Here is a 26,677-nt window from a genome sequence, read left to right on the forward strand (position 1 = left end):
CGCCCCTCATCCCTCCGCAGTGGTGCCGGATCGAGCACACCACAACTCGTTCGCCTGCGCAACAGAGTCGCAGGCACCGGCGAATCACCGGTGACGACAAAATGAACGCGAGAAGGCCGGAGCACACCCTCGGCGCCGTCATCGACCTGTCGATACGGATGAACTTGACGACCCGGCGGTGCACGCGAAGGATCGAGTCGGCGGCTCGGGCTCGCCCGATGAGCACGGACCGACGAGCACGAGAGCCGGGCACAAACTCCAGAACACCGAGAGCAGGACGCACGCAATGGAATTGAAGCCCGTGGCCATGTACCGCGAGATGTACGAGGGCGCGCACGACGAGCTGCCCTCGGTCCACGACGCGCCCACCGGCACCGTCGAGGCCGACCGCGAGCGAATCCTGAACTACATGCGCAAGGCCCGCGCCATCTTCGACGTCATGGGCGAGGCGCCCGACCTGTTCACGCCCGGCGCCGACATCGAGGGCGGCCCTTCGCTCTACTCGGACGGCGTCTGGATCTGGCGCGAGGACTCACTGAAGTACCTGGCCGACCAGCCTCTCGTCCTCCCACCGGGGTTCGTCGACCACGTCCGCGCACTCGACTACACCCCGCAGAACTTCGACACGCGCGACCCCGATTTCGACGCCGCGTTCCTGTCGTACTTCTGACCGTGCCGTCCTTGCCTGTCGCGAGCCAAGAGGAGAAACCGTTGACCGACTTCCGCACCCGGACCCCCGACGAGGTCGCCGAGCTGGGCAGTCGACTGCGCGCACTCAACTGGTCCTGGCAGCTCGCCGACATACCCGAGATCGCCGAACAATTCGGCTGGCGCGTGGTCTCCACCTCGGAGGACGACGACTGGGCCATGCTCGACACCGGAATGGGTCTGGCCAGCGGAAAGGTCTTCGCCGACGACGGTGACGTCGAACAGATCGAGGTCAGCGCCAGCACCATCGGCCCCGACACCACCGAAACCCACACCCTCGTCCAGCAGTCCTACACCGCGATGGGCGAGCGACTGGAGGCGACCTTGGGCGCCCCCAGCGCCCGGATCGCCGACGACAATCCCCAGCTGCGCTGGACCGGCTCCGCCTCGACCCTGATCCTCGCGGCACTCCCCCGCTCGATCACCCTCACCCTGGCCTCCAACGAATGGCTGGAACTCTTCGACGAAGGCGTCGAGCTCTCCAGGCAGGGGCAGCTGTGACCGACTGGACCACGTTCGCCGAGCACCTGGCGTCCGAGCTCGAGAACCTTCCGCTCGGCGCACGGGTGATCGTTTTCGAACCCGAACCGGCCCGCACCCGCCGCTTCGTTCAGTTCGCCCGCGACGAAGACGTGCTGTCCGCTCAGCTGATCGGTGACCGGTTCCTCGACGAGAACCGGCGACCCGATCCTGCCGGGTACCGGGCGATCACCGACGCCGGCTGGAACCAGCCCGACGTGGACAACGCCCATCTGTGGTGGGAAGACTTCGACGCACCGATCACGGCCGCGGACTGCCACCGCGCCGCCGACCTCGCCGTCACCGGACTCCGCGACGGTTACGGCATCACCACCCCCGCCGAACTCGTCTACGACGCGTGGACGGACCGCGCCGGTCATCCCAACCTCGACCTGCCCACCCTCGGCCTGAGCCGTCAGCCGATGCAGTAGCGGCCGGGCCGACGAGTGAGCACGTGGCGAGCCCTCCCGATCGATCAGGCAGCCGAACTCGCGGTCGGACTGCACAGCCTGGATTGGTCGTGGGCTCTCGACGACGCGTCCACGATTGTCGAACGATTCGGTTGGCAGACCATCTCCAGCCGTCCGCGCTGGATCATGCTCGACGTCGGCTTCGGCGAGGGCAGCGGCACGATCCATGCCAAGAACGGCCAGGTCACCGGGATCGAACTGCAGCTCACCGACTTCGCCGACGCGGATCAGAAGGCCGAGGTCTCCGCGGCGTTCGAAGGTTTCGCCGCGACGATCACCGCCGAGCTCGGCGAGCCGACCGCGCGCGTCGCCGGTCCGCCCCCGCAATTCCGGTGGCCCGGGCCCAACGCCACGCTTCTGCTCGAACGCTCCGCCGCTTCGGTGTGGCTGCACCTGATCACCAATGCGCGACTTGCCGCCGACGACCGCAATAGCGAGCTCGAAGAGCAGGGGCTGCTGTGAGCGCCTACGTCAACCCGTTGCGGTTGCCCTGTTCCATCTTGTCGATGTAGTCGGCGCTCTCCGTCTGGCCGTCGGCGAAGTCGCCCATGGACTTGGCCATGGTCTTGACATTGTCGCTGGTGTTGGTCCAGGAGGAGTCGTAACCGTCGTTGCCGCCGGGGCCGTCGTTGAAGCTCTGGCCGAGTTTGTCATTGCCCCAGACGTTTCCGCGCCCGTTGAGCGAGCCGTTCAGGGTGTTGATGATGTTGGTGAGTTGGGTTCCGACATTGCGCGACTTGCCTGCCGCGGTTCGGAAGTCGTCGGCGTCGTATTCGAACGTCATCGCCCTCATCCCTCCACGAGTGGTAGCACCGAGCACACCACAAGTCCTTCGCCTGCGCAACAGCTTGGCATGGCGGAGCGAACCCGGCATGACACCGTCGTGAACGGCCGGTACCTAGGCGTTCGCCTCCCAGTGGGACTCCACCCGCGACATCATCCGCTCGATCGAGGCGTTGACCGCGTCGACCAGATCCGCCCTGGACATCGGTGTGGCGACCGGGTTCTCGTTCGGCAGGCCGATGACGTAGCGACCGTCGTCGGGCAGGTCGCGCCAGACCAGGATGTCGCGATGCATGCCACGGGATCCGAACATCGACTGGTTCTGCAGGATGTTGATCGTGCCGGTGCGCTCGGCGGGCCGATTCAGGAACTCGGCACTGCGATCGACGATCGAGGTGTCGGCCTCCTCGAAGAACATCGAGGACGGCCGCTGATGGTCGCCCTGGTCGGCGCCGGTGACCAGCGGGATGATGCCCCCGCGACCCGCGCCGGTGGCGGGCATGAGGTCGACGATCGCGTCGGCGAGCCCGTACGGCCCGATGTCGACGACGACGTAACCACCACTGTGGGTGGGGGTTTCACCGGGCAGCTGGTAGATCAGGTAGCCGTTGGCGCCGGCGCGGGCGGCCCGCGCCTTGAGCCAGTACTCGGCGTCGCTGCGCGCGTCGTCCTTCCAGCCGCGCAGGCGCACATACGCTTCCGGCCGTTCGAGCACATCGAAGACGGTGCGCAGCGCCGGGTCGGCGGTGTGCTGCAGGCGCTGCCAGACCTGGTACTTCTCGGCCTCGTAGTCCTCGTGCAGCCGGGTCGTGGTCTGGAAGGTCAGCGGGCGTGGCAGATCGGTACCGACGAAGCGCTGCCACAGCACCCGGAATTCGATGTCGGTGAGTTCCCAACGCTGGCTCACGCGCCGACCTCCGGCCGCGCGCGCGTGATCGTTCCGGGATCAGTGGCGTCGAGTGGTGCTATCGGCGCGTGGAACTCCTGGTCGGGCATCGAGAACGCCTGGTCGGGGATCTCGAGCACCGGGACGGACGCTTCGGCGCCCTCGGCCGCCTCGACCTGTGCGGGCGCCTCGGTCGACAGCGACTCCGCGACCAGACCGGTGAGGGGCGCGACGAAATCGTCCAGACCGGACAGCAGGTTGGAGAAGTCGGGCAGCGAGGCGCGCGATGCCGAGGCGGTCGCTGTCGTCTCGCCGGGGACACCGGCACCGTCGGGGTTCGTGGTCGCGGTGTCGACGCCGAGCAGTTCGGCCAGCGGCGACAGCATGGGGTTGCCCGCGATCAGTCCGGTGAGCTCGGGCGACTGCGCGAGCATCTCCTTCAGATCCGGGAACTGGCCGAGCAGGTTGCCGAGCTGGGTGAAGTCGGGCAGGCCCGACGCGGTGGTCGAGCCGGTCGTGTCGGCCGAGATCTGTTGCAGCGCGGTGGCCAGCGAGGGCAGCGCCTGGGTGAGGGAACTGACGGCGGAGGTGACCGCCGACATCACCGAGGACAGGATGCTCGACATATCGCCCGAGCCCGAACCGCTGCTGGAGCCGGTCGAACCGCCCGACCCGGCGACCGAGCCGGTCGAGCCGTTCTGCCCGGTCGAGCCGGTCTGCCCGTTGGCGGTCTGCGAGCCCTTGGTCCCGTTCTGCTGCAGCGCGGACTGCGCCTGCTGGGCCGCCTGCAGCGCCGCCTGCTGGGCGGCCTGGCTGGCAGCCGTCTGCTGGGAGCCGCCACCGGAATTATTGCTTCCGCCACCGGAATTGTTGCTGCCGCCACCATTGTTTCCGGCGTTGTTGTTACCACCGCCGTTGTTATTGTTGTTGTTATTATTGTTGTTGTTATTATTGTTGTTGTTATTGTTGTTATTGTTCGGCGTGGTGACCGGCCCCTTGGGGGCTGCAGGCTCCGCCGCCGCCGGGAACAGCTTCTCGGTATTCATCACCCCGTTGACATAGTGACGCTCGTACCGATCGCGGTTCTCCTGCAGATCGTCGTCGCACTTGTCCTCGGTCTCGATCGGCATGCACACCTTCGTCGCGTACAGCCAGTTCGCGGTGTACTCGAGGTTCGCCTGCATCATCTTGAAGGAATCACTGGCGACCATCGCGGACTGACCGAAGGTGGCGATCGCCGCCCGCGCGGTGTCGCCGCCCTGGCTCTGCCATCGGTCGGCGGTGATCCCGGCGAGCTTCTGGTCGAGGTCGTAGGCGGCGCCGTGCACCGCGGTGGCCATCGCCTCCCAGATCGGGGCGTCGTTGGCGACTTCCTGCCAGCCGATGCGCTGACCGAGGTCGTACATGTCCCGCCAGGACATGTTCTCCGCCGCCCGCACCGGAATCCGCACCCCCACCGATTCCGCGGTCGCGGTGCCCGCGTGCTTGGGCACGTTCGCGGTCTCGATGTCGTAGTTGTGCTTCTCCATCTTGATTTCCATGCCGGTGCCCTGGCGAATCTTGACGTCGACTTCCCAGTGCGCGGGCGTGTAGCCACCGGCCTTGGTGACCTCGCCCTTGAGATCCTTGGCGCCGGGCGCGGACTTCACGTCCTTGAGCTGCCCCTTGAGCGCGGCGATATTGTCGCCCGAGCCCTTGTCGGTCTCGGTGTAGGACTCGCCCGCCGCCTTGAACATGGTGACCAGGTCTTCGAGCGAATCGATGTAGCGCCCGATGAGGTCCTTGGCCTGGGTGGCCTCGGTGATGAACTTGGTTCGCAGCGGCGGACCCGCGTCGACCTGGCTACCGCCGAGCTTCGACTCGTCGTAGTTGTTGAGATCGTGGTCGCGAATCAGGTTCTGACAGCCCTTGAACACCTCGATCGCCGAGCTACACGCCTTGGCGGCTTCGAGCGCGGCGCCCGTCTCCACCTTGATCTTGGCCTTGCTTGCCAACCCCTCGTAGGGAGAATCTCCCACGCCAACCGCTCCTCGCAGCGCCCCACCGACGACCCTCGCGCAGTCGGCTCGATCGCATGCATTCTAGTAAGCATTGCGAAATATGCACAGCCACAGGGAAACACCGGCTCGCTCGTGGATGAACATCCTGGTTCGCCGGACGGACCGGCAACCACCGCCGATCTGTGCCAAACTCGAACGACACACTGAACGGCCGCCCAACGGCCGTGCTCGAACGATGGATGAGGCCAGGATTGACGTCGCGATGGAACTGCTCATGACCGACCTGAGCGGCCTCGAACGGCGCGTCGCGGCCGACCGCACTGCCACCAGGAGCCAGGCCCCCGCCGACTACCTGCGCCTGGCCGGATCCCTCGCCGAGCTGGCCCAGGGCCTGCTCACCACCCGCGACGACCCGTCCGGCCGCGACCGCACCGCCGAGGCGCTGGAACCGGCGCAGGAAGCGGTCGCCATCCGCCTGCACTGGCTGGTCGGCGGGTATGTCAGCTACGAGTACGCCGGCGCGCTGCAGGATTCGCTGCGGCTGTTCGAGCAGGCGACCCGGCTGGTCGGGCATCGGCAGCTGGCCACCAACACCATTCGCAGCGCGTGTCAGGCGTACCGGCAGGTCGCCCAGGACTATCCGGATGTGCAGCCGATGTGCGCCGACGGGCTGTCCAAGTGCGGCGTGTGGCTGATGCGGCTCGATCACGACGCGGCGGTCGCGGCGACCGAGGACGCGGTGCGGATCCGGGCCGCGATGTACGCGCGCACCTCCGAGCAACCGGGCAAATATCTGGCCAGCCTGAGCACGCTGCTGCGCACGATGATGGTCGGCCGGTCGCGCAAGCAGGCCATCGCGAGCTATCGCACGCTGTACTCCGAGGTCACCTCGACCGCGAGTACCGCGCGGCTGCGCGAGACCCGGGTCGAGGAACTCGATCTCACCCTCAAGACCACCCAGGCGCTGATCAAGCTGGGCGCGCCGACGCTGGAGCGGGCGGGCAGACTCACCCAGCAGCAGATCCTTTATCAGTCGGGTGGCGACCTGGCCACCATCGACGAGATCAACTGGCGGCTGGCGCTGGTCGGGCTCAAGCCGCTGGCGGCGGGCGCGATGCCGGAACCGCCGTCGCGGCCGGTGGAGATCTCGGCGACCTACGGCGCGCTCGCGGTGCGCTGCTCGGCGCCGGACGCGCTCGAGCAGGTGCGGGCGGCGATCGTCGCGGCCTTCGCGCGTGACGGGGTCGAGCCGGTCGACGCGGGCCGGTTCGCCGGGGTGCACGAAAAGCACTGGGGAGTGAAGGAACCCGTCACGAACCCGGCGGTCGAGCTGTCCGCCGATGTGGTGCTGGTCGAGAAGTCCTCCGGCAGCTGGATTTCGGTGAAGAGCCTGAACTGGGAGATCGGCGCGCTCGGCAAGCATCCGCTCGCCGTTCGGCTCTCGGAGAAGTGGCCGGTCCTCACCGTCGCCACCATCGAGAAGATCTCCTACGAGCTGTGCCTCTACGACAACGGCGTCGCCACCCAGTACGCCGCGCTCGGCAGGCCGGCCGGACAGGCACCGCTCGACGCACCCCTGGCGCCCCTGGATTTCGCGACCCTGGCCGACTACGGCGCCGACTACGCCTCCGAGACGCAGGTCCGCGCGGCCTTCGGCAACGCGCCGATGTTCGCCAAGGTCACCGAGCTACCCGGCAGCGGCATCCGCCAGGCCGCCGAACAACGCCCGCTCACCGAGTACGGGCCGGACATCCTGTTCTTCGGCAAACCCTGACCCGTCCGGCACCTGGCATGATCGGTGCCTGTGCGAGTACTGCTGCAGCGGGTGACCAGTGCCCAGGTGAGCGTCGACGACGAGGTGGTCGGCCGGATCGATCCGGCCGCGGCGGGGGTGCCGCACGGGCTGCTCGCCCTGGTCGGCGCCACCCACAGCGACACCGAGGCGACCGCGAAAGCCCTGGCGGACAAGGCGTGGCGGCTGCGGATCCTCGACGGTGAACGCTCCGCCGCGGATCTGCACGCGCCGATCCTGGTGGTCAGCCAGTTCACCCTCTACGCCAACACCGCCAAGGGCAGGCGACCGTCCTGGAACGCGGCCGCGCCGGGCGACCATGCCGAACCGCTCGTCGACGCCTTCGCCGACACCCTGCGCGCCCTCGGCGCGACCGTGGCCACCGGGCACTTCGGGGCGCACATGCGGATCGAGCTGACGAACGACGGCCCGGTCACCATCCTGTTGGAAGGCTGACCGGGCCGTCGTCCGAAATCCTTTGCGCGCGAACTACTCCGGGCGCAGGGTGAGGATGCGGGGGCCGTCCTCGGTGACGGCGACGCTGTGCTCCCAGTGCGCGGCGCGGGTGCCGTCGGTGGTGACCACGGTCCACTCGTCGTCGAGGGTCTTGGTCTCGGTGGTGCCGAGAGTGAGCATCGGCTCGATCGCCAGCACCGAACCGACGACCAGGCGCGGGCCCTTGCCGGGGGCGCCCTCGTTCGGCAGGAACGGGTCCATGTGCATCTCGCGGCCGATGGCGTGCCCGCCGTAGCCGTCGACGATGCCGTACGCGCGGCCGTGCTCGCGCTCGGCAGCGCGGGTGCCGAGCTCGATGGCGTGCGAGACGTCGGTGAGGCGGTTGTCGGGCACCATGGCGGCGATGCCCGCCTCCATCGACAGCCTGGTCGCCTCGCTCAGCAGGGCGTCGGCCTCGATGATGGTGCCGACGCCGAACGTCCACGCCGAGTCGCCGTGCCAGCCGTCGAGGATGGCACCGCAGTCGATCGAGACGAGATCGCCCTCGGTGAGGATGTCCTTCGCCGAGGGGATCCCGTGGACCACACGGTCGTTGACCGAAGAACAGATCGAGCCGGGGAAGCCGTGGTAGCCCTTGAACGACGGGACGGCGCCCGCGTCACGGATGACCTGCTCGGCGACCTCGTCCAGCTCCAGCGTCGAGACGCCGGGCTTGGCCGCCGCGCGCACGGCCACGAGCGCCTGCCCGACGATCGCGCCCGCTGCGGCCATGGCGTCCAGCTCGCCCGCCGAGCGAAACGGCACGACCTTCTTCTTACGGTTGAAGACCATCCGGCCTCAGTACTCCGATCGGTGGTTACTGACCGAGCGCCTTGAGCGCCCGCGTGTTGACTTCGTCGACCTCGCCGATTCCGTCGACGGTCACGACCAGACCGTCGTAGTACTCGAGCAGCGGCTCGGTCTCCTCACGGTAGACCCGCAGCCGGTTGCGGATGACGTCCTCGGTGTCGTCGGCGCGTCCACGGGCGAGCATGCGCTCGACCACGGTGTCCTCGGCGACCACGAAGCACAGCACCGCGTCGAGCGGGGTGCCGTTGTGCTCGAGGATCTTCTTCAGCGCGTCGGCCTGGTCGGTCGTGCGCGGGTACCCGTCGAGCACGAAGCCGTTCGACGCGTCCGGCTCACCGACGCGGGCCTCGACCATGCGGTTGGTGACGTCGCTGGGGACGAGGTCGCCCGCGTCCATGTACTTCTGCGCTTCGCGACCGAGGGCGGTCTGCTGGCTGATATTCGCGCGGAAGAGGTCTCCGGTGGAGATGTGCGGAACGCCCAGCTTCTCCGACAGCAGGACGGCCTGAGTACCTTTGCCGGCACCCGGCGGACCGAGCAGAACAACTCTCACTTGAGGAACCCTTCGTAATTTCGATTCATCAGCTGGCTCTCGATCTGTTTGACCGTGTCGAGACCCACGCTGACCATGATGAGGACCGCAGTACCGCCGAACGGCAGGTTAGCCGCTCCGCCGGTCGCGCCCATGTCCAGGAACAGGTTCGGGAGGACGGCGACCAGACCGAGGTAGATCGAGCCAGGCAGGGTGATGCGGCTCAGAACGTAGTTGAGATAGTCGGCGGTCGGCTTGCCCGGACGGTAACCGGGAATGAAGCCGCCGAACTTCTTCATCTCATCCGCGCGCTCCTCCGGGTTGAAGGTGATCGCGACGTAGAAGTAGGTGAAGAACACGATCAGACCGAAGTAGATCGCGATGTAGACCGGGTTGCCCGGGTTCACCAGGTACTTCTGGATGATCTCCTGCCACCAGCTCGGGTCGGTCGCCGTGTTCGAGCCGGTCAGCTGAGCGACCAGGTTCGGCAGGTAGAGCAGCGAGGACGCGAAGATCACCGGGATGACACCGGCCTGGTTGACCTTCAGCGGCAGGTAGGTCGAGGAACCGCCGTACATCTTGCGACCGACGACGCGCTTGGCGTACTGCACCGGGATCCGGCGCTGACCCTGCTCGACGAAGATCACGGCCACCAGGATCACCAGCACGGCGACACACACCAGGCCGAAGATCAGGCCACCGTCGGAGTCGAGGATGTTCTTGCCGTCGACCGGCAGGCGGGCGGCGATACCGGCGAAGATCAGCAGCGACATACCGTTGCCGACACCGCGTTCGGTGATCTGCTCACCGAACCACATGACCAGCGCGGCACCGGCGGTCATCACCAGGACGATGATGATCATGCCGAAGATGCTGGTGTCGGCGAGGATGTCCTGCTGGCAGCCCTGCAGCAGCTGACCGCGCGCCGCGAGCGCGACGAGGCCGGTGGCCTGCAGGATCGCCAGGGCGATCGACAGGTACCGGGTGTACTGCGTCATCTTGGTCTGGCCTGCTTGGCCTTCCTTGCGCAGTTCTTCGAACCGCGGGATGACGACGGTCAGCAGCTGGATGATGATGCTCGCGGTGATGTACGGCATGATGCCGATCGCGAACACCGACAGCTGCAGCAGCGCACCACCGGAGAAGAGATTGATGAGCTGGTAGATACCGGCGGAATCACCACCGGAGACCAGCTTCACGCAGTCCTGGACCGCGCGATAGTCGACGCCGGGGGACGGCAGCGCGGCACCCAACCGGTACAGCGCGATCAACCCCAGCGTGAAGAGAATCTTCCGCCGTAAGTCCGGAGTCCGGAAGGCCGATACGAAGGCGGAAAGCACAGATCCTCCTGGCGAACGACATGGTCATGCCATGCGACTTCGGTTCTACGGAAACGTCAGCCGATGACGAGCTTGGCAGACAACACTTGAACTCTAACAGTGACACCGGACGAGCTCGCGACTCGTCCGGTGTCCACTGCTGACTAACAGTACCGTCAGGCCAGTTCGGTGACAGTGCCACCGGCCGAGGTGATCTTCTCCTTGGCGGAGCCGGTCACCTTGTCGGCGGTCACCTGGACCGCCACGCCGATCTCACCGTCGCCGAGAACCTTGACCAGCTCGTTCTTGCGAACGGCGCCGGCCGCGACGAGCTCGGCCTTACCGACCGTGCCGCCCTCGGGGAACAGCTCCGCGATGCGGCCCACGTTCACAACCTGGTACTCCACGCGGAAGCGGTTGGTGAAGCCCTTCAGCTTCGGCAGGCGCATGTGCAGCGGCATCTGGCCACCCTCGAACGCCGGGGAGACGTTCTTGCGGGCCTTCGTGCCCTTGGTACCGCGACCGGCGGTCTTGCCCTTGGAGCCCTCACCGCGACCCACACGGGTCTTCTCGGTCTTGGAACCCGGCGCAGGACGCAGGTGGTGCAATTTGATGGTCATGTCAGACCTCCTCAACAGTTACGAGGTGGCGCACGACGTTGATCAGACCGCGGTTCTGAGCGTTGTCCTCACGGACAACACTCTGACGGATCTTGCGAAGGCCCAGCGTACGCAGGGAGTCCTTCTGATTCGCCTTGGCGCCGATGGTGCTCTTGATCTGGGTCACCTTGAGATCAGCCATGGTCAGGCTCCCTGTCCCGCACGCGCACGCAGCATGCCCGCCGGAGCGACATCCTCGATCGGCAGACCGCGACGCGCGGCAACCTCTTCGGGACGCTGGAGCATCTTGAGCGCGGCAACCGTCGCGTGAACGACGTTGATCGCATTGTCGCTACCGAGCGACTTGGCCAGAATGTCGTGAATGCCGGCGCATTCGAGCACGGCACGCGCCGCGCCACCGGCGATCACACCGGTACCGGGCGAAGCCGGACGCAGCATGACGACACCGGCCGCCGCCTCACCCTGAACCGGGTGGGTGATGGTCGAGCCGATCATCGGGACGCGGAAGAAGCCCTTGCGAGCCTCCTCGACACCCTTCTGGATGGCCGCGGGAACTTCCTTGGCCTTGCCGTAGCCGACGCCGACCAGACCGTTGCCGTCACCGACGATCACGAGGGCGGTGAAGCTGAAGCGACGACCACCCTTCACGACCTTGGAGACGCGGTTGATCGCGACTACGCGCTCGAGCTGGTTCTTCTCGGCAGCGTTGTCCCGACGGTCGCCGCCACCGCGACGATCGCCACCACCGCGGCGGTCGCCACGGTTGCCCTCGGGGCCATTGCTGTTCTGTCCGGCGGGTCCGTTGCCGCCGTCACGCCGCTGACGTCCCGGCATCAGACGTTCCTTCCGTTCGAAATAACAGTCATCAGAACTTCAACCCGCCTTCACGAGCGGCATCGGCCAGCGCCGCGATGCGGCCGTGGTAGTCGTGACCACCACGGTCGAACACGACCGACTCGATACCGGCAGCCTTGGCACGCTCGGCGATCAGCTGACCGACCTTGGCGCCCTTGGCGGACTTGTCGCCCTCCAGCGCGCGCACGTCGGCCTCGATCGAGGACGCGGCGGCGATGGTCTTGCCCACCGAGTCGTCGACGAGCTGGGCGTGCAGGTGCCGCGAGGAGCGGTTGACCACCAGGCGCGGACGCTCGGTGGTGCCGACGACCTTCTTGCGCAGACGGAAGTGACGGCGGGTCTTGGACAGACGACGCTTGGTCGACACGTCCTTGCCCAGCGGAATCCGCTTGGCCTTCTGGTTAGCAGTTTGCGCCATGATCACTTACCCGTCTTTCCGACCTTGCGGCGAACGACCTCGCCGGCGTAGCGGATGCCCTTGCCCTTGTACGGGTCGGGCTTACGCAGTCCGTGGATGACAGCGGAGATCTGGCCGACCTTCTGCTTGTCGATGCCGGACACAGAGAACTTGGTGGGCGATTCCACCGCGAAGGTGATGCCCTCCGGGGCCTCGATCGGCACCGGGTGGCTGTAGCCCAGGGCGAACTCGAGGTTCGAGCCCTTGGCGGCCACACGGTAACCGACACCGAAGATTTCCATCTTCTTCTCGTAGCCCTTGGTGACACCCTCGATCATGTTGGCGATCAGGGTGCGGGAAAGGCCGTGCAGCGAACGGTTGGCGCGCTCGTCGTTGGGACGGGCGACCTCGAGCTCGTTACCCTCACCCTTGGTGACGGTGATCGGCTCGGCCACGGTGTGCGACAGGGTGCCCTTGGGCCCCTTCACCGTGACGACCTGGCCGTCGATGGTGACGTCGACGCCGGCCGGAATCTCGATGGGCTTCTTACCAATACGCGACATTAGTCCTGACCTCCCTTACCAGACGTAGGCGAGGACTTCGCCGCCCACGCCCTGCTTGGCCGCCTGACGGTCGGTGAGCAGACCGGTCGACGTGGAAATGATCGCCACGCCGAGGCCGCCGAGGACCTTGGGCAGGTTGGTGGACTTCGCGTACACACGCAGACCCGGCTTCGAGACGCGACGCAGGCCCTGCAGGCTGCGCTCACGGCTGGGGCCGTACTTCAGATCGACGACGAGGGACTTGCCCACGGTCGCGTCTTCGGTGCGGTAATCGGCGATGTAGCCCTCGCGCTTCAAGATCTCGGCGATGTTCGCCTTGAGCTTGGAGTGGGGCGCCTTCACCTGATCGTGGTACGCCGAGTTGGCGTTGCGCAGACGCGTCAAGAAGTCTGCGATCGGATCAGTCATGGTCATGGTTAGACCTCGACACCTTTCTCGCTGCGGTTCCCATGCAGCATCGGCGCGCTCTCGCACGCCGACCGTGGGCCTACAACAATTCGGCTGGTCCGGACGGCACTTACCGACCGGATGAGTTCTCTTTACGAGCTCTCGGCGCCTGGACCGTCCGCCGGCCTCACCTACAGTCGGCGAGGCGCCAGCGGACACAGAGGTGCCCAGGCAACCGCTCTAGTGTAGGCAATGCCGTGGTCAGGACAAAATCTGGGGCCGGGTCGCGGCCTTGGCTGTGAGCAGGATCGCCGCGCCCGAGACCGCGGTGGCCACGATCAGCATCATCTCGCCGCCGACCAGCATGCTCATGATGCCGCCGAGGAAGGCGCCGACGGCGAAGGCACCGTACTGCGTGGCGTAGCCGAGCCAATCCCGGGCGCTACCGCCGCTGACATGGCTCTCGATCCCTTGACTGAGCTTCACCACCGTCCCGGTGGCGTAGCTGAGCGGCACGCTGGTCTCGCCGTCCTTGACGAAGGCGGTGTTGAGCGCGCCGACCGCGAACGCGACGAAGGCGATGGGAATGAACCCCACCTCCTGCCCGCCCGTGCGGTCGAGCACCCAGTCGACGACGGCCGCCACGGCCAGCGCCGTCGTGGTCACCACGGCCGCGCCGTGCCTGCTGTCGCGCCACACCCGCCGTCGCAGCATCGAGGCGACGAACACGCCGAGGCCGAACGAGAACAGCAGGGTGATCGCGCCGGTGGCCAGCACCGCGTCATTGTCGAACCAACCGAGAACGGCTCGCTCGGTATTTCCGGTCATGAATGTCACGAAATATCCGGCGGAATGCGTATATGCGGCCGCGCCGATAAATCCGGCCAATATCGAAAGAAAGGCGACCATCGGCATCGCACCCGCGGGCATCCCTCGTAGCGGCCGCCGGTGGCCCAGGTCACGCCCGGTTTTCTCTGTGGTTGCCGTCACAATCCCACATCCTCCGCTTGTTCTGGAATCAGGGATCGTCTTTGACACCCGTCGCGCCGAATTTCCACGCGATCATCCCGAGCGTAGCGACGGCACCGGGACCCGGCCAGTGCGATTTCGCGATTATCGGGAAAAACACAGAATTGGCCGCGAGATATTTAACCTCACGTTCACTGAACAATTCGAAACATATTCCGGAGCGGCGGACGCCGAGCAGCCGGGCGACCCTGCCGCACGAGACCGGTACGGCGAATTCTGTTCGCCGCCAACTAGTTTCCTGAAGTAAGCATGTGATAGCTTCGCGAGGTTCGTCCGATCTGTGCAGGAGGCTCGGCAGTTGTATTCGCGCTCTGTGCGCCGTGGAACTCGCCGTAGCTGGACTCGCGTACTCGCTGTTCTGCTCGGTCTCGGCGCCCTCACCGTCCCGGCTCCCGCGCACGCGGCCGACCCGTACGTCGACCCGCTGGCAGAGGCCGCCAGCACCCCCGGCCTGCAGTGGTCGGACTGCGAGGACGGCTTCTCCTGCACCTGGGCGCAGGTGCCGCTGGACTATCACAGTCCGCGGGGTGAGCAGATCGAGCTGGCGGTGATCAAGCTGCCGGCGACCGACCCCGGTCGGCGCATCGGGACGCTGTTCGTGAACTTCGGCGGGCCGGGACCGTCGGGTGTCGACCGGCTCCGCGAGCGGGCGCGGTGGCCGTGGCTGTTCTCCGAGGAACTGCGAGCCCGCTTCGATCTGGTGTCGTGGGACCCGCGTTCGGTCGCACGCAGCGCTCCGACCAGCTGTTTTCCCTCGCACGACGAGCAACAGGCCTACTTCGCGACGTTCCCCGGCACGCCGGAGAGCCCGGCCGAGGAGGCGGAGTTCTTCGATCGCTCCGCCGATATCGCGAGCCGCTGCGGCGCGTCAGCGGGCCCGATCCTGGCACACGCCTCGACCGCGAACACCGTCCGTGACCTGGAGTTGCTGCGCCGCGCGGTCGGCGACGCGGCGCTGACCTATCACGGCATCTCCTACGGGACGCAGGTCGGCGCGGTCTACGCCAACATGTTCCCCGGCCGGGTGCGGGCGATGGCGCTGGACGGGTCGCTGGACTTCGAGGGCAACGCGAACGGACACGGCGGTGACGGCGCGAACCTCCCGCTGGACACCAGGCAGGGCGTGGCCGATGCCGTCGCCGAGACCTTCGACGCGTTCCTGCGCAACTGCTCGGCCGCGGGCCCTGGCTGCGCGTTCGCGGCGGGCGAGCCGAAGCTCAAGTGGATCGCGCTCGCCGAACGCGCGCGTCTGGCGCCCATCGTCGTCGACGGCACCGCGTGGACCTACGGTCAGATCGTGGCCGCCGCGGGCGGCCTCGCGCGCCCGGAGACCTACCCCGACCTGGCGAGCCTGCTACAGCAGCTCTTCGACGCCGGTACCGCGCTGCTCCCGGCGGTGACGCACGACGCGATCTTCGCGAAGGAGCAGCCCGGCAATCGCGTCGAGGCGTTCTATTCGATCCAGTGCGCCGACAGCGCCGTCCCGGCTGACCCCGCCGTGTACAGCCGGGTCGGCGCCATCGAAGACCTGCGGGTCCCGTATTTCGGCCGCACCGCCGTCTTCAACGCCACGCCGTGCGCCTTCTGGCCCGCGCGCGACGCCGACCGCTACACCGGTCCGTGGAATCGCGAAACCGCCGCGCCGATCCTGGTCCTGAACAGCAGATACGACCCGGCGACGCCGCTGCGTGGCGCCGTCGCGGGCGCCGCGCAGCTCGCCAACGCCCAGGTGGTCGTGGTGGAAGGTGCCGGGCACAGCAGCATGTACGTGCCCAGCACCTGCGCCGAACACGTCAAGCGCGACTATCTGTTCACCGGTCAGCTGCCCCCGGCCGACCTCCGCTGCGGGATCGACCGGTCCCCCTTCCGCTGACCCGAGGAAACCCGCCGATCAGCGGGACACACACACCGCGGTGAGCAGCGGGCCGTAGGGATTCTCCGCGCTGCCCGCGAGGACGAGCAGTCCACCGATCGGGCTGCACAGCACATCCAGGCTCGACGAGCCGGTGCCCGCGACCGGCGCCTCGGCGTGCGCGGTGGCCGCGGTGACGGCGGGGGCGAGGAGGGACAGTGCGAGGGCGGAGGACACGGCAAACTTCTTCATGGCTCTACCGTGCCGTCCGCCCCGGCGGTGCGCACGCCCCGAGTTGCCGGGGCATTGCCTCCGAGGGCACGAGTTCCATACCTTCGGAGCGACGATTCCGTCAGCCCGCCGCACCGATGACGTTCGACGGCGCCGACAGGAATCCGTCAGCCGACTGACCCGAGTACGACGCCTCCGTTGCTGCACAGCCCCAGCGCTGGGCTGGGCGCGAGGAAGAGGCCGGACGCGTATCCCGGGGTCGCCCAACTGCCGTTTCCGGCGCCTACCCCGGCAAACGACAGCACCGTGCAGTCGTAGGTGTTCAGGTCGAGGAAGGTCCCGGTGATCTTCGCCTGGACCCCCGGAGCGGGATCGGACGTGATCACCGGACCCGCGGAAGCGACCCCAGAGCCGAGGGCGAGAGCAGAGGCCAGCGTGCCGAGCGCGACGGCCATTCGGCCGGTGTGGTTTCTCATCGGAATCTCCTTGATGTGGCCGCCGGACAACGGCGGTGGTGGGGTCGGCCACCGGTCGGCGGCACACCCCAAAAGTAGGGCTTGACCTGCACATTCCACTTCCGTGAGAGCACGGAATCGGCTCCGTGGCAGCACGGATTCCGCTGGCGGTTGTGCCTCTGTTTCCGGCGGAGGATCCTGAGTAGATCGGGTAGTCGGAGGCTGTTCGATGACACCTCGCACGATCGCGCTCATCAGTGGCGTGACGGCCTGCGCCGCCGCGTTGAGCGTCGCCGTGGTGCTGTCGGTCGACTGGTCGGAGGCGGCCCTCTACGACCCGGCCCGGATTCTGCTACTCGGTCCGCGCGAGGCGTTCGCGGCGGCGCAGCATTCGCCGAAGTTCGGCAGGCTGGAGCTCACGCTGTTCCTGCTGACCGGGGCGTCGTTCGTGGCGTCGGGGCTGTTCACCTGGACGAACCGGCCACACGATCTCGCCGGGCCGCTGTTCGTGCTCGCCGGTCTGGTCTGGCTGGCCTGCGGTGTCCGCCGATCCAGCGACCCCGCGCTGTTCACCGCGGGCGCGGTACTGACGAATATCTATCTGCCGGTGATGATTCCGGTGCTGCTCGGCTTTCCGTCGGGGCGGCTGCGGCAATCCTGGGAACGCTGGTATGTGGCGGTGTGCTGGGTGCTGGCCGTGATCGGGGTATCGGCCGAGTGGCTGTTCTTCGATCCGCGGGAGGTGCCCGCGCCGCACCCGTCGACCTCGGTCAATCTGTTGCTGATCCGCCATGACGCGGCGCTGGCCGATCGGATCCAGCTCACCGTCGGCGCGATCGCCTTCGTCGTCGCCGTGACCGCGATCGTCGTCGTGATCCGGCGCTGGCGATCCGGCACCGCAGCGTATCGGTCGGGCTTCGCGCCCATCATGATGCTGGCGACGGTCGCCGGCGTGGCCATCCTGTGGATGATGCTGACCGCCATCCGGTTCCCCGGCTCGCTGCACGGCTGGACCCTGAATCTGCGCTACATCCCGATGGTGCTGCTGCCGATGGCCATCGCGTTCGGACAGGTGCGGTACCGGATGGCGCGCGCGGCCGTGGGTGCCGCGATGGTCGAGATCGGCGCGGCCCCGATCAGTTCCGGCTTCGCCGAGGCACTGCGCCGCGCACTGCACGACCCAACCCTCGCCCTGTGGACGTTCGACGCCGAGCGCGGCAGTTACGTCGACGACCAGGGCAAACTCCGCGAACTGCCGCGCGGCCCCGGCCACCGGGTGGCGACCGTCCTCGAACGCGACGGCACCGCGGCGGCCGCCCTCGTCTACGACCGGCAATTGCGGAACGAACCCGAACTGCTGGCTGCCGTGCGCGGCGCGACCGAACTCGCGCTCGACCACGAACGCCTGCGCAATGATCTGCAGACCCAGCTCGCCGAGGTCCGCCGCTCCAGGGAGCGCATCGTGGCCGCGGGCGACGCCGAACGCCGCCGCGTCGAACGCGATCTGCACGACGGCGCCCAGCAACGGCTGGTCGCCGCGGCACTGCTGCTGCGCCGGGCCCAGCGCGCCCCCGACACCGCGACCAGAGGCGACCTGGTCACCCGCGGTGCCGCCGAGCTCGATACCGCGCTCGGCGAACTGCGCGAGCTGGCCAGGGGCGTGTTCCCGCCGATCCTGGCCGAGCGCGGTCTCACGGCCGCGCTGACCTCACTCGCCGAACGCTCCCCCATCCCCGTGCGCATCCACGGCACGCTGACCCCGCGGCCACCGCCCGGGGTGGAGCTGGCCGCGTATTTCATCGCCGCCGAGGCGGTCACCAACGCGGCCAAGCATTCCGGCGGAACGCACGTCGATATCGACGTGGAGGTCGTCGACGACGCCGTGCGGCTGGTGATCGCCGACGACGGCCGGGGCGGCGCCTGCCTCGGCCCCGGCGGCGGGCTCAGCGGCCTGGATGATCGCGCGGCGGCGCTCGGCGGCAGTCTGCTGGTCGACAGCCCGCCCGGCGCGGGCACGGTCCTCACCGCGACGCTGCCCCTGCACCCGGAGGACACGACATGAGCGACCTCGAACCCGGGACGGTCTTCGCCGGCTACACGATCGAGCGGACGCTCGGCTCGGGTGGCATGGGCACGGTCTACGCGGCCCGGCACCCGACGCTGCCCCGCACCGTCGCACTCAAAGTGCTGCATCCCGCGCTCACCGGCGACGACTACGTCCGCACCCGCTTCGAATTCGAAGCCGACCACGCCGCCCGCCTCGACCATCCCGCCATCGTGGCGGTCTACGACCGCGGCCGCGAAGGCGATCGACTCTGGATCGCGATGCAGCTGGTGGCGGGCACCGATGCGGCGCGACTGCTGCGCGACGGGCCGGTCGCGCCGGAGCGGGCGGTGCACATCGTCGAAACGGTCGCGGCGGGACTCGACTACGCGCATCGGGCCGGTGTGTTCCACCGCGACGTCAACCCGGCGAACATCCTGCTGGCCGCCGCCACCGAGCCGAACGCGGGCGAACGGGTGCTGCTGACGGACTTCGGCATCGCCAAGGCGCTCGACGACACCGTGAATCTGACCGCCGCCGGGATGCTGGTGGCCACCCTCCGCTACGCAGCCCCCGAACAGATCGAGGGCCGGACCATCGATCACCGCGCCGACGAATACTCGCTGGGCTGCACGCTGTTCCACCTGCTCACCGGCAGTCCGCCCTATCCGGGACCGAGCCAGGCCGCCATCATGAACGGTCACCTCAACGGACCGATTCCGCAGCCGAGCGCCCTGCTGCCCGCCCTGCCGAAAGCCTTCGACGCGGTGCTCACCAGGGCGATGGCGAAGAGCCCGGCTGACCGGTATCCGACCTGCGGCGAGTTCGCCGCCGCGGCTGGAGCGGTGCTCACCGCGTCCGCCGACACGACCACCGAACACCCGGCCGCCGAGCCGCGCCTGCGGGTCGTGCTCGCCGACGACTCCGCACTGCTGCGCCAGGGCATCGCCCGGCTGCTCGAGGACGAGGGCATGGAGGTAGCGGGCCAGGCGGCCGACGCGGTGGCCCTGCTGGGGCTGGTCCGGGCGCACCGACCCGATGTCGCCGTGGTCGACATCAGGATGCCGCCGACCTGCACCACCGAGGGCATCGACGCCGCGGTCACCATCCGCCGCGACTATCCCGAGACGGCGGTGCTGCTGCTCTCGCAGTACATCGAGACCGAGAACGTGCTCGATCTGCTGTCCGGCGGCGCCCGCAGCCTCGGCTACCTGCTCAAGGACCGGGTCTCCGATATCGACGAGTTCGTGACGGCGCTGGAGCGGGTCGCCGCGGGCGGCTCGGCGATCGATCCCGACCTGGTCGGCCGCCTGGTCTCGCGACCGCACCACGGCGCCCTGCCGCTGGACGAACTCTCACCGCGCGAGCGCGAGGTGCTGCGGCTGATGGCCGAAGGACGGTCCAACCGGGCGATCGGCGCCGCGCTGTTCCTGGGCGAGCGCACGATCGAAACCCATGTCCGCAGCATCTTCGCCAAGCTCGGCCTCCAGCCCGAACCCGACGACCACCGCCGCGTCCTCGCGGTCCTGACCCACCTCCGGGTCGAGACCTGACTAGCCGACGATCATGCACATCAGGTCGTAGAGCGGCGGCTTCTCGACGCTGCCGGTGGCGAACAGCAACTGCGCGATCGGCGAGCAGATCAGCGCGGTCTCCGACGATCCCGACCCGCCCTGCGCGGACCCCGTCCCGCCCTGCGACGACCCGGACTCGGCGACCGGCGCGGGCGCGACGGGAGCGGCGGAGGCGACGGCGGGCGCGGACAGCAGTGCGCAGGACAGGACGGCGGCGGTAGCGATCTTCTTCATGCGCCAAGGGAACACGACACCGCCGCCTCGCAAGAGTGAAATCCACATATTTCACCTAACTTCCGGCCACCGCGCGCGCCCACCGACCGAATTGTCGGTGCGGCCTGCGATCCTGGGGATCCATCGACCACGGGGGACGGATCAATGACCTACGACGACTGCGGCTGGCACTCGGACACCACCTCGGAACTCGGCCTGGACAGCGAGGCGGGCGCGACCCATATCGGGATGTTCTACGCGTGGGCGGTCGCCAACGACCTGCATTCGCCGACCGTGCTCGCCTGGGGCGAACCGGAACCCCTGCCGCGGCCGGAGCTGGCGGCGCTGCGCGAACGCACGAAGACACCCGGCCGCTACCTACTCGACCACTGCTGCGGAGAACTGAACGAGGGCGACCTCAACGACCGCGGCCAAGCCTTCGCCGCGGCCGCCTACCGCCAGTACCTGCGCGCCTACGACTCCATCCCCGAGGTCGCGCGGTACGAGACCACCTACCACGTCCCCGACACCTGGGAAACCTACGACGCCGTCGCGTCCCTGCTCGACGAAGCCTGGGCGGAATGGCAGGCACACACCGGCTGACCCGTGCCGCGAACGCGCGAAGGCACGGACTCCCGAGGGAAGTCCGTGCCTTCGTTCGTTATTCGCCTAGGCGGCTGCGCTCACGAGGAGCGCGGGCTCACCAGGAGCTCTTGTGCACGCCCGGGAGCTCGCCACGGTGGGCCATCTCGCGCAGGCACACGCGGCACAGGCCGAACTTGCGGTACACCGCGTGGGGGCGGCCGCAACGCTGGCAGCGGGTGTAGGCGCGGACCGCGAACTTCGGCTTGGCGTTGGCCTTGTTGACCAGTGCTTTCTTGGCCATGTGCTCAGTTCTCCTTGAACGGGAAGCCGAGGTGCTTGAGCAGCGCACGGCCTTCTTCGTTGTTGGTCGCAGTGGTCACCACGGTGATGTCCATACCGCGCGGGCGGTCGATGGAATCCACGTCGATCTCGTGGAACATCGACTGCTCGCTCAGGCCGAACGTGTAGTTGCCGTTGCCGTCGAACTGCTTCGGCGACAGACCGCGGAAGTCGCGGATACGCGGCAGCGCGATGGAGACCAGGCGATCCAGGAACTCCCACATGCGGTCGCCACGGAGGGTGACCTTGGCGCCGATCGGCATGCCCTCACGGAGCTTGAACTGCGCGATCGACTTGGTGGCCTTGCGGACCTCCGGCTTCTGACCGGTGATCAGCTCGAGGTCCTTGATGGCACCGTTGATCAGCTTCGCGTCACGGGCGGCGTCACCGACACCCATGTTCACGACGACCTTGACGACGCCCGGGATCTGCATCACGTTGGCGTACTCGAACTCGCTGTTCAGCGCGTCCTTGATCTCGGCGCGGTAGCGCGCCTTCAGCCGGGGCTGAGTCTGCTCAGAGGTGGTCATGTCAGATGTCCTTCCCGTTCTTACGGGAGATCCGAACCCGCTTGCCGGTCTCTTCGTCGGTGCGGTAGCCGACGCGGGTCGGGTTACCGTCGGAGTCGACGACCATCACGTTGGAAACCTGGATGGGGGCTTCCTGGGTCACGATGCCACCCGAGGAGGCGCCACGCTGGTTCGCGGAATCCGCGACGTGCTTCTTGATGCGGTTCACGCCTTCGACGAGAACCTTGCCGGTCGCCGGGTAGGCCTGGATGACCTTGCCCTTGGCGCCCTTGTCCTTGCCCGAGATGACGAGGACGGTGTCACCCTTGTGCACCTTCATTGTCAGAGCACCTCCGGGGCCAGCGAAACGATCTTCATGAAGCGCTTGTCACGCAGCTCACGGCCGACCGGGCCGAAGATGCGGGTGCCGCGAGGATCGTTGTCCGGCTTGATCAGCACGGCAGCGTTCTCGTCGAACTTGATGTAGGAACCGTCCGGACGGCGGCGCTCCTTGACGGTGCGCACGACGACAGCCTTGACGACGTCGCCCTTCTTGACGTTCGCGCCGGGGATGGCGTCCTTGACGGTGGCGACGATGATGTCACCGATACCGGCATAGCGACGCGACGAGCCACCGAGCACGCGGATGCAAAGGATTTCCTTCGCCCCGGTGTTGTCGGCGACGCGCAGTCGCGACTCCTGCTGAATCACTTCAGCACCTCCTGGACCTGGATGTATACGTACGCCGGATTGCCGACCCGACGCACATGGTCAGTCGCCCTCCGGACGCGCGCCTGCCAGCGGAAATACCTACCACTGGGGGTTCACTGCCGGATTGCGGGCGCAGAGCTCCCGCAGGCAACCGGTCTAGTGTAGGTGAATCCCCAGGTCGACCCAAATCGGGGGTCGTTCCCACGAATCTGAAGCAGATATGTTTCAAACCCCTGTGGGCGCGGTCACGCCGTTGCTACGGTCGCCCTGCTCGTCGAGGTACGAGCGGATGAGGAGTCGCACATGCACATCACCCTGCCGACCACCCGCCGGATCGCGACCACCGCGAGCGCGTTCGCCGCCGTGCTCGCCCTGGCCACGCCGCACGCCGCCGCGGGCCCGATCATCGACATGCTCACCGACACCCTCACCGTCGGCTGCACCTCCAAGATCGATGTCGTCGGCCTCGACGACTACGTCGGCGCGCAGGTCGACTTCGTCGCCAACGGCAAGTTCTTCGCCAGCGACACCGTCGACCTGGAGGTGACCGTCGGCGGCGCCACCGTGGCCAAGGCTACCGCCTACTACCACGTCGAGACCGAGGTCGAGGTGCAGCTCTCGCTGCTGCTGCACGCCACCGGCGCGCCGCTGGTCACCAAGCGGGTGCCCACCGTCGCGAAGATCCTGAACGCGGGTAGCGGCCTGGCCTGCGACCTGGCCACCGGCAGCGCCGGCCTCTCCTCGGACTAGCCCGCACCACCGCTACCTCCCCCGATCGGCCCGGCCGCCGGTAGCCTGGGCGGATCGCAACGAGCAGGGGTGCGGCTGCCGCATCGGGGAAGGAAAACCAGTGACATCGTCCGGTCGTCCGTCGGTCGTGGATCGGCGCGCATTCCTGATCGCCATGGGCCTGGTGCCCGTGGCCGCCGCGCTGGCCTCCTGCACGTCGGATTCCCCCGAAGTGCAGCTCACCGGCGTGGACATGGGCGGCGGCGATCCGGCGATCCGCCCGCAGGACGACCTGTACCGCCACGTCAACGGCGCCTGGCTGCGCGACTACCAGCTGCCCCCGGACAAGGCCTCGGTCGGCGCGATCACCGACGCCAACGACCGCACCCTCGCCCAGCTGCGCGAGATCATCGAGGGCATCGAGAATCCCAAGCCGGGGACCGAGGCCCAGCAGATCAAGGACCTCTACGACGCCCGCCTCGACCTCGATGAGATCGAGCGCCTCGGCATCACGCCGCTCAACGGCCTGTTCACCGCGCTCGACCAGGCGGCGGGCAAGCCCGAGCTGGCCAGGATCATGGCCGAGGCGCCGATCTCCGGGCTGATCGGGATGGGCATCGGCATCGACCGCAAGAACTCCAAGGCCTACATCCCCAGCGTCAGCCAGGCGGGGCTCACCCTGGGCGAGCAGTACTACCGCAAGCCCGAGTTCGCCGCGCAGCTGGCGGGCTACCAGACCTACCTCGAGCAGCTGGCCAAGGGCCTCGGCATGGCCGACCAGGCCGGGGTCGCGCAGCGCACCGTCGACCTGGAGAAGCGGATCGCCGCCAACCACTGGGACAGCGTGCGCCTGCGCAACACCGACGCCACCTACAACCTGATGAGCTGGCAGGAGCTGACCGCGCTCGGCCCGCAGTTCGACTGGGATCCGTGGCTGGCGGGCATGACCGACCGGCCCAAGTCGCTGTTCGACAAGATGGTCGTCGGCCAGCCGTCGTTCGTCACCGCGGCCGCGCAGCTGTGGAGCGAGGTCGACGTCGCCCAGTGGCGCGACTACCTGAAGCTGCAGATCGCCAACACCTACGCCCGCTTCCTGCCCAAGGCGATCGCCGACGCGCGCTTCGACTTCGTCGGCCGGGTGCTCAGCGGCCTGGCGGAGAAGCCGGAGATGTGGCGCTCCGCGGTGGGCGTCGTCGACGACAATCTCGGCGAACCGCTGGGCAAGCTGTACGTGGACAAGCACTTCCCGCCTGCGGCCAAGGAACGCGCCATGGTGATGGTCGACGACCTGCGCGCCGCCTACCGTGACAACTTCACCAACTCGACGTGGATGTCGCAGCCAACCCGCGAGGCCTCGATCGCCAAGCTGGACAAGATCGTCGCCCAGATCGGCTACCCCGACAAGTGGGTCGACTACTCCTCGGTGCGGGTGACCCGCGGCAAGCTGATCGAGTCCCTCATCGCCATCAACGCGTTCGAGTCCAAGCGCGCGTTCGCCCGGCTCGGCACCGAGGTGGACAAGTCGGAGTGGAGCATGTCGCCGCAGACGGTGAACGCCTACTACAGCCCGACCACCAACCAGATCGTCTTCCCCGCCGCCTACCTGCAGCCGCCGTTCTTCGACAAGGACGCCCAGGACGCCGTCAACTACGGCGCCGTCGGCTCGACGATCGGCCACGAGATCGGGCACGGCTTCGACGACCAGGGCTCCAAGTACGACGGCGACGGCAACCGCCGCGACTGGTGGACCCCGGAGGATCGCGCCGCCTTCGACGCCAAGACCCAGCAGCTCATCGAGCAGTACGACGTCCTGGTCCCCGAGGGCGCGCCCGAAGGACAGCACGTCAACGGCGCCCTCACCGTCGGCGAGAACCTGGCCGACCTGCGCGGCCTGCAGATCGCGCTGGCGGCGTATCAGAAACTCGCCCAGCGCACCGGCGCGCAGCCCGATTTCCGCACCATGTTCTTCTCCTGGGCGCGGCAGTGGCGCGACAAGCAGACCGAGGAGGCGACCCTGCAGTCGCTGCAGGACACCCACTCGCCCAACGAGTTCCGCTGCAATCAGGTCGTCCGCAATATCGGCGAGTTCTACACCACCTTCGAGGTGAAGGACGGCGACAAGCTGTTCATGCCGCAGGATCAGCGAGTGACACTCTAGGGACGATTCCCCCTCCGAAACCGACGTAGGTTAGCCTAGGCTGACCTACGCTGGAACCGGCTCGTGCGAGCCGATCGAGGACCTTCCTCGATGAAGGAGGATGCAACGATGACGTCTGTTCGGACTTCGCGCGGCTGGCGGCGCGTGGCCGTGGCCGCACTCGCCGGTGCGCTCGCCTTCGGCGTCGCCGCCTGCGGTTCCAGCGACGATGCCGCGGGCTCGGGCGAGCCAGTCACCGTGACCCATGCCAGGGGCGAGACCACCGTCACCGGGACGCCGACGAAGATCGTCGCCCTGGGCAACCAGTGGCTCGACACCACGCTGGCGCTCGGCGTCGTCCCCGTCGGCTACATCGACAACGTCTCCGCGGTCTCCAAGAGCACCCCGCCGTGGGAGCCGGAGAGCCTGAAGTCGGCCAAGGCCCTCAACACCACGGGCAGCATCGCCGAGCAGGTCGCCGCGCTGGAGCCGGACCTGATCCTTGCCGATCCGTTCATCGCCGACCAGAAGACCTACGACGAGCTGTCCAAGATCGCGCCGACGCTGCCCGCGCTGACCAAGGACGCCGTCAGCCCGTGGCAGGACCAGGTCACCGCGCTGGGCAAGGTGTTGCACAAGGAATCCGACGCGACCGCGGTGATCAAGAAGGTCGACGACAAGCTCGCCGCGATCAGCGCCGCCAACCCGGGCCTGAAGGGCAAGACCTTCGCCAGCACCTGGCTGGCCAGCCCCGCGCAGCTGATGGTGCTGACCGACCCCAACGACGGCTCGGCCAAGGTCTTCACCCAGCTGGGCATGGGTATCCCGGCCAACCTCACCGCGCAGCCGTCCAACCAGGGTCGCCTGGCGCTCTCGCCCGAGCGCGTCGACGAGCTGTCCGCCGACCTGCTGCTGGCCGGCTACTCCCCCGGCCTGGACGAGAAGTACCGCCAGCTGCCCGGCTACAACGAGCTGCCGTCGGTGCAGAAGGGCTCGGTGGTCTTCCTGACCACGCAGGAGATCAGCGCCATCAACCAGCCTTCCGCGCTGTCGGTGCCCTACATCCTCGACAAGCTGGGCCCCGCCTTCGCCGCCGCGGCGAAGTAGCACCTCCCCCACCACGTTCGACCCAG

At 67.8% G+C, this 26,677-nt stretch carries 33 protein-coding genes; 13 read left to right on the forward strand and 20 right to left on the reverse strand.

Annotated elements, in window-relative coordinates; translation table 11 throughout:
• The first annotated feature begins 286 nt into the window (after positions 1-286).
• From ACFYWJ_RS01240 to ACFYWJ_RS01255, 4 genes are read left to right on the forward strand one after another with little or no spacing between them, the layout of a single operon-like run.
• Entirely contained in the window at positions 287-670 is a 384-nt protein-coding gene (locus ACFYWJ_RS01240; protein WP_355271323.1) for a hypothetical protein, read from the forward strand.
• A gap of 41 nt (positions 671-711) precedes the next feature.
• On the forward strand, positions 712-1,209 hold the full coding sequence (locus ACFYWJ_RS01245; RefSeq protein WP_355271321.1) for a DUF6301 family protein: 498 nt from the start codon (positions 712-714) through the stop codon (positions 1,207-1,209).
• Positions 1,206-1,658 (forward strand): hypothetical protein, encoded by a 453-nt coding sequence (locus tag ACFYWJ_RS01250; RefSeq protein WP_355271319.1) that lies wholly within the window; start codon positions 1,206-1,208, stop codon positions 1,656-1,658. The genes ACFYWJ_RS01245 and ACFYWJ_RS01250 overlap by 4 nt, the downstream gene beginning before the upstream one ends.
• A gap of 15 nt (positions 1,659-1,673) precedes the next feature.
• Positions 1,674-2,159: a DUF6301 family protein gene (locus tag ACFYWJ_RS01255; protein WP_355271317.1), complete on the forward strand. Its 486-nt coding sequence runs from the start codon at positions 1,674-1,676 to the stop codon at positions 2,157-2,159.
• Between the two features lie 4 nt (positions 2,160-2,163).
• On the opposite strand, the gene ACFYWJ_RS01260 is transcribed toward ACFYWJ_RS01255, so the two are convergent.
• The 3 genes from ACFYWJ_RS01260 to ACFYWJ_RS01270 all read right to left on the reverse strand — a co-directional run bounded on the left by ACFYWJ_RS01260 (position 2,164) and on the right by ACFYWJ_RS01270 (position 5,384).
• Positions 2,164-2,481 carry a hypothetical protein gene (locus ACFYWJ_RS01260; RefSeq protein WP_355271316.1) on the reverse strand — a complete coding sequence of 106 codons (318 nt, stop codon included), beginning with the start codon at positions 2,479-2,481 and terminating at the stop codon, positions 2,164-2,166.
• 114 nt (positions 2,482-2,595) lie between these two features.
• Positions 2,596-3,387 carry an ESX secretion-associated protein EspG gene (locus ACFYWJ_RS01265; protein ID WP_355271314.1) on the reverse strand — a complete coding sequence of 264 codons (792 nt, stop codon included), beginning with the start codon at positions 3,385-3,387 and terminating at the stop codon, positions 2,596-2,598.
• The gene (locus tag ACFYWJ_RS01270) at positions 3,384-5,384 is read right to left on the reverse strand and encodes a hypothetical protein (RefSeq protein ID WP_355271312.1); all 2,001 of its coding nucleotides are present in this window, start codon (positions 5,382-5,384) and stop codon (positions 3,384-3,386) included. The genes ACFYWJ_RS01265 and ACFYWJ_RS01270 overlap by 4 nt, the downstream gene beginning before the upstream one ends.
• 256 nt (positions 5,385-5,640) lie before the next feature.
• On the opposite strand from ACFYWJ_RS01270, the gene ACFYWJ_RS01275 reads away from it, so the two are divergent.
• Together ACFYWJ_RS01275 and dtd are read left to right on the forward strand one after the other, a co-directional pair.
• Positions 5,641-7,140, forward strand: a complete 1,500-nt coding sequence (locus ACFYWJ_RS01275; protein WP_355271310.1) for a hypothetical protein — start codon at positions 5,641-5,643, stop codon at positions 7,138-7,140.
• A gap of 30 nt (positions 7,141-7,170) precedes the next feature.
• Positions 7,171-7,614 (forward strand): D-aminoacyl-tRNA deacylase, encoded by a 444-nt coding sequence (gene dtd, locus ACFYWJ_RS01280; RefSeq protein ID WP_355271309.1) that lies wholly within the window; start codon positions 7,171-7,173, stop codon positions 7,612-7,614.
• Positions 7,615-7,647: 33 nt separating this feature from the next.
• On the opposite strand, the gene map is transcribed toward dtd, so the two are convergent.
• The 10 genes from map to ACFYWJ_RS01330 all read right to left on the reverse strand — a co-directional run bounded on the left by map (position 7,648) and on the right by ACFYWJ_RS01330 (position 14,066).
• Complete coding sequence (gene map, locus ACFYWJ_RS01285) at positions 7,648-8,445, reverse strand: type I methionyl aminopeptidase (RefSeq protein WP_355271307.1); 798 nt, start codon at positions 8,443-8,445, stop codon at positions 7,648-7,650.
• 25 nt (positions 8,446-8,470) lie between these two features.
• Positions 8,471-9,016: an adenylate kinase gene (locus ACFYWJ_RS01290; RefSeq protein ID WP_355271306.1), complete on the reverse strand. Its 546-nt coding sequence runs from the start codon at positions 9,014-9,016 to the stop codon at positions 8,471-8,473.
• Positions 9,013-10,335, reverse strand: coding sequence for a preprotein translocase subunit SecY (secY, locus tag ACFYWJ_RS01295; RefSeq protein ID WP_355271304.1), 1,323 nt, complete (start codon positions 10,333-10,335; stop codon positions 9,013-9,015). Before secY ends, ACFYWJ_RS01290 begins: the two co-directional genes overlap by 4 nt.
• 155 nt (positions 10,336-10,490) lie before the next feature.
• Positions 10,491-10,934, reverse strand: coding sequence for a 50S ribosomal protein L15 (gene rplO / locus ACFYWJ_RS01300; RefSeq protein ID WP_355271302.1), 444 nt, complete (start codon positions 10,932-10,934; stop codon positions 10,491-10,493).
• A 1-nt stretch (position 10,935) separates the two neighbouring features.
• Positions 10,936-11,115, reverse strand: a complete 180-nt coding sequence (rpmD, locus tag ACFYWJ_RS01305; protein WP_019045070.1) for a 50S ribosomal protein L30 — start codon at positions 11,113-11,115, stop codon at positions 10,936-10,938.
• Positions 11,116-11,117: 2 nt separating this feature from the next.
• Positions 11,118-11,768 (reverse strand): 30S ribosomal protein S5, encoded by a 651-nt coding sequence (rpsE, locus tag ACFYWJ_RS01310; protein WP_110037186.1) that lies wholly within the window; start codon positions 11,766-11,768, stop codon positions 11,118-11,120.
• A 31-nt stretch (positions 11,769-11,799) separates the two neighbouring features.
• Positions 11,800-12,207, reverse strand: a complete 408-nt coding sequence (gene rplR, locus ACFYWJ_RS01315) for a 50S ribosomal protein L18 (protein ID WP_030200461.1) — start codon at positions 12,205-12,207, stop codon at positions 11,800-11,802.
• A gap of 2 nt (positions 12,208-12,209) precedes the next feature.
• On the reverse strand, positions 12,210-12,749 hold the full coding sequence (gene rplF / locus ACFYWJ_RS01320; protein WP_019045067.1) for a 50S ribosomal protein L6: 540 nt from the start codon (positions 12,747-12,749) through the stop codon (positions 12,210-12,212).
• A 15-nt stretch (positions 12,750-12,764) separates the two neighbouring features.
• Complete coding sequence (gene rpsH / locus ACFYWJ_RS01325) at positions 12,765-13,163, reverse strand: 30S ribosomal protein S8 (RefSeq protein WP_014981717.1); 399 nt, start codon at positions 13,161-13,163, stop codon at positions 12,765-12,767.
• A gap of 234 nt (positions 13,164-13,397) precedes the next feature.
• Positions 13,398-14,066, reverse strand: coding sequence for a YoaK family protein (locus ACFYWJ_RS01330; protein ID WP_387161378.1), 669 nt, complete (start codon positions 14,064-14,066; stop codon positions 13,398-13,400).
• A 412-nt stretch (positions 14,067-14,478) separates the two neighbouring features.
• Here ACFYWJ_RS01330 and ACFYWJ_RS01335 point away from each other — a divergent pair, with 412 nt between their 5' ends.
• Positions 14,479-16,038, forward strand: a complete 1,560-nt coding sequence (locus ACFYWJ_RS01335; RefSeq protein ID WP_355271297.1) for an alpha/beta hydrolase — start codon at positions 14,479-14,481, stop codon at positions 16,036-16,038.
• An 18-nt stretch (positions 16,039-16,056) separates the two neighbouring features.
• On the opposite strand, the gene ACFYWJ_RS01340 is transcribed toward ACFYWJ_RS01335, so the two are convergent.
• A complete protein-coding gene (locus tag ACFYWJ_RS01340) occupies positions 16,057-16,269 on the reverse strand; it encodes a hypothetical protein (RefSeq protein ID WP_355271295.1) in 213 nt (70 codons plus the stop codon).
• 146 nt (positions 16,270-16,415) lie between these two features.
• Positions 16,416-16,724 (reverse strand): hypothetical protein, encoded by a 309-nt coding sequence (locus ACFYWJ_RS01345; RefSeq protein WP_355271293.1) that lies wholly within the window; start codon positions 16,722-16,724, stop codon positions 16,416-16,418.
• A gap of 208 nt (positions 16,725-16,932) precedes the next feature.
• Between ACFYWJ_RS01345 and ACFYWJ_RS01350 the strand changes: the two genes are divergently transcribed.
• Both ACFYWJ_RS01350 and ACFYWJ_RS01355 read left to right on the forward strand, forming a co-directional pair.
• Complete coding sequence (locus ACFYWJ_RS01350; protein WP_355271291.1) at positions 16,933-18,765, forward strand: ATP-binding protein; 1,833 nt, start codon at positions 16,933-16,935, stop codon at positions 18,763-18,765.
• Entirely contained in the window at positions 18,762-20,300 is a 1,539-nt protein-coding gene (locus ACFYWJ_RS01355) for a protein kinase (RefSeq protein ID WP_355271289.1), read from the forward strand. Before ACFYWJ_RS01350 ends, ACFYWJ_RS01355 begins: the two co-directional genes overlap by 4 nt.
• On the opposite strand, the gene ACFYWJ_RS01360 is transcribed toward ACFYWJ_RS01355, so the two are convergent.
• On the reverse strand, positions 20,301-20,555 hold the full coding sequence (locus ACFYWJ_RS01360; RefSeq protein ID WP_355271287.1) for a hypothetical protein: 255 nt from the start codon (positions 20,553-20,555) through the stop codon (positions 20,301-20,303). It lies immediately after the preceding gene.
• Between the two features lie 144 nt (positions 20,556-20,699).
• Between ACFYWJ_RS01360 and ACFYWJ_RS01365 the strand changes: the two genes are divergently transcribed.
• Complete coding sequence (locus ACFYWJ_RS01365; RefSeq protein ID WP_355271286.1) at positions 20,700-21,137, forward strand: hypothetical protein; 438 nt, start codon at positions 20,700-20,702, stop codon at positions 21,135-21,137.
• A gap of 97 nt (positions 21,138-21,234) precedes the next feature.
• Here ACFYWJ_RS01365 and ACFYWJ_RS01370 read toward each other — a convergent pair whose 3' ends face one another.
• From ACFYWJ_RS01370 to rplN, 4 genes are read right to left on the reverse strand one after another with little or no spacing between them, the layout of a single operon-like run.
• Positions 21,235-21,420: a type Z 30S ribosomal protein S14 gene (locus ACFYWJ_RS01370; RefSeq protein ID WP_014981705.1), complete on the reverse strand. Its 186-nt coding sequence runs from the start codon at positions 21,418-21,420 to the stop codon at positions 21,235-21,237.
• A 4-nt stretch (positions 21,421-21,424) separates the two neighbouring features.
• Positions 21,425-21,988 carry a 50S ribosomal protein L5 gene (gene rplE / locus ACFYWJ_RS01375; RefSeq protein WP_019045062.1) on the reverse strand — a complete coding sequence of 188 codons (564 nt, stop codon included), beginning with the start codon at positions 21,986-21,988 and terminating at the stop codon, positions 21,425-21,427.
• A 1-nt stretch (position 21,989) separates the two neighbouring features.
• A complete protein-coding gene (gene rplX, locus ACFYWJ_RS01380) occupies positions 21,990-22,307 on the reverse strand; it encodes a 50S ribosomal protein L24 (RefSeq protein WP_019045061.1) in 318 nt (105 codons plus the stop codon).
• 2 nt (positions 22,308-22,309) lie between these two features.
• Entirely contained in the window at positions 22,310-22,678 is a 369-nt protein-coding gene (rplN, locus tag ACFYWJ_RS01385; RefSeq protein ID WP_043647623.1) for a 50S ribosomal protein L14, read from the reverse strand.
• 303 nt (positions 22,679-22,981) lie between these two features.
• Here rplN and ACFYWJ_RS01390 point away from each other — a divergent pair, with 303 nt between their 5' ends.
• The 3 genes from ACFYWJ_RS01390 to ACFYWJ_RS01400 all read left to right on the forward strand — a co-directional run bounded on the left by ACFYWJ_RS01390 (position 22,982) and on the right by ACFYWJ_RS01400 (position 26,651).
• Complete coding sequence (locus tag ACFYWJ_RS01390) at positions 22,982-23,428, forward strand: hypothetical protein (protein ID WP_355271284.1); 447 nt, start codon at positions 22,982-22,984, stop codon at positions 23,426-23,428.
• A gap of 154 nt (positions 23,429-23,582) precedes the next feature.
• The gene (locus tag ACFYWJ_RS01395) at positions 23,583-25,565 is read left to right on the forward strand and encodes a M13 family metallopeptidase (protein ID WP_387208168.1); all 1,983 of its coding nucleotides are present in this window, start codon (positions 23,583-23,585) and stop codon (positions 25,563-25,565) included.
• Positions 25,566-25,673: 108 nt separating this feature from the next.
• Entirely contained in the window at positions 25,674-26,651 is a 978-nt protein-coding gene (locus tag ACFYWJ_RS01400; protein WP_355271281.1) for an ABC transporter substrate-binding protein, read from the forward strand.
• Positions 26,652-26,677: the final 26 nt, after the last annotated feature.

This window comes from Nocardia sp. NPDC003269 (assembly GCF_042888005.1).
GTDB lineage: Bacteria > Actinomycetota > Actinomycetes > Mycobacteriales > Mycobacteriaceae > Nocardia.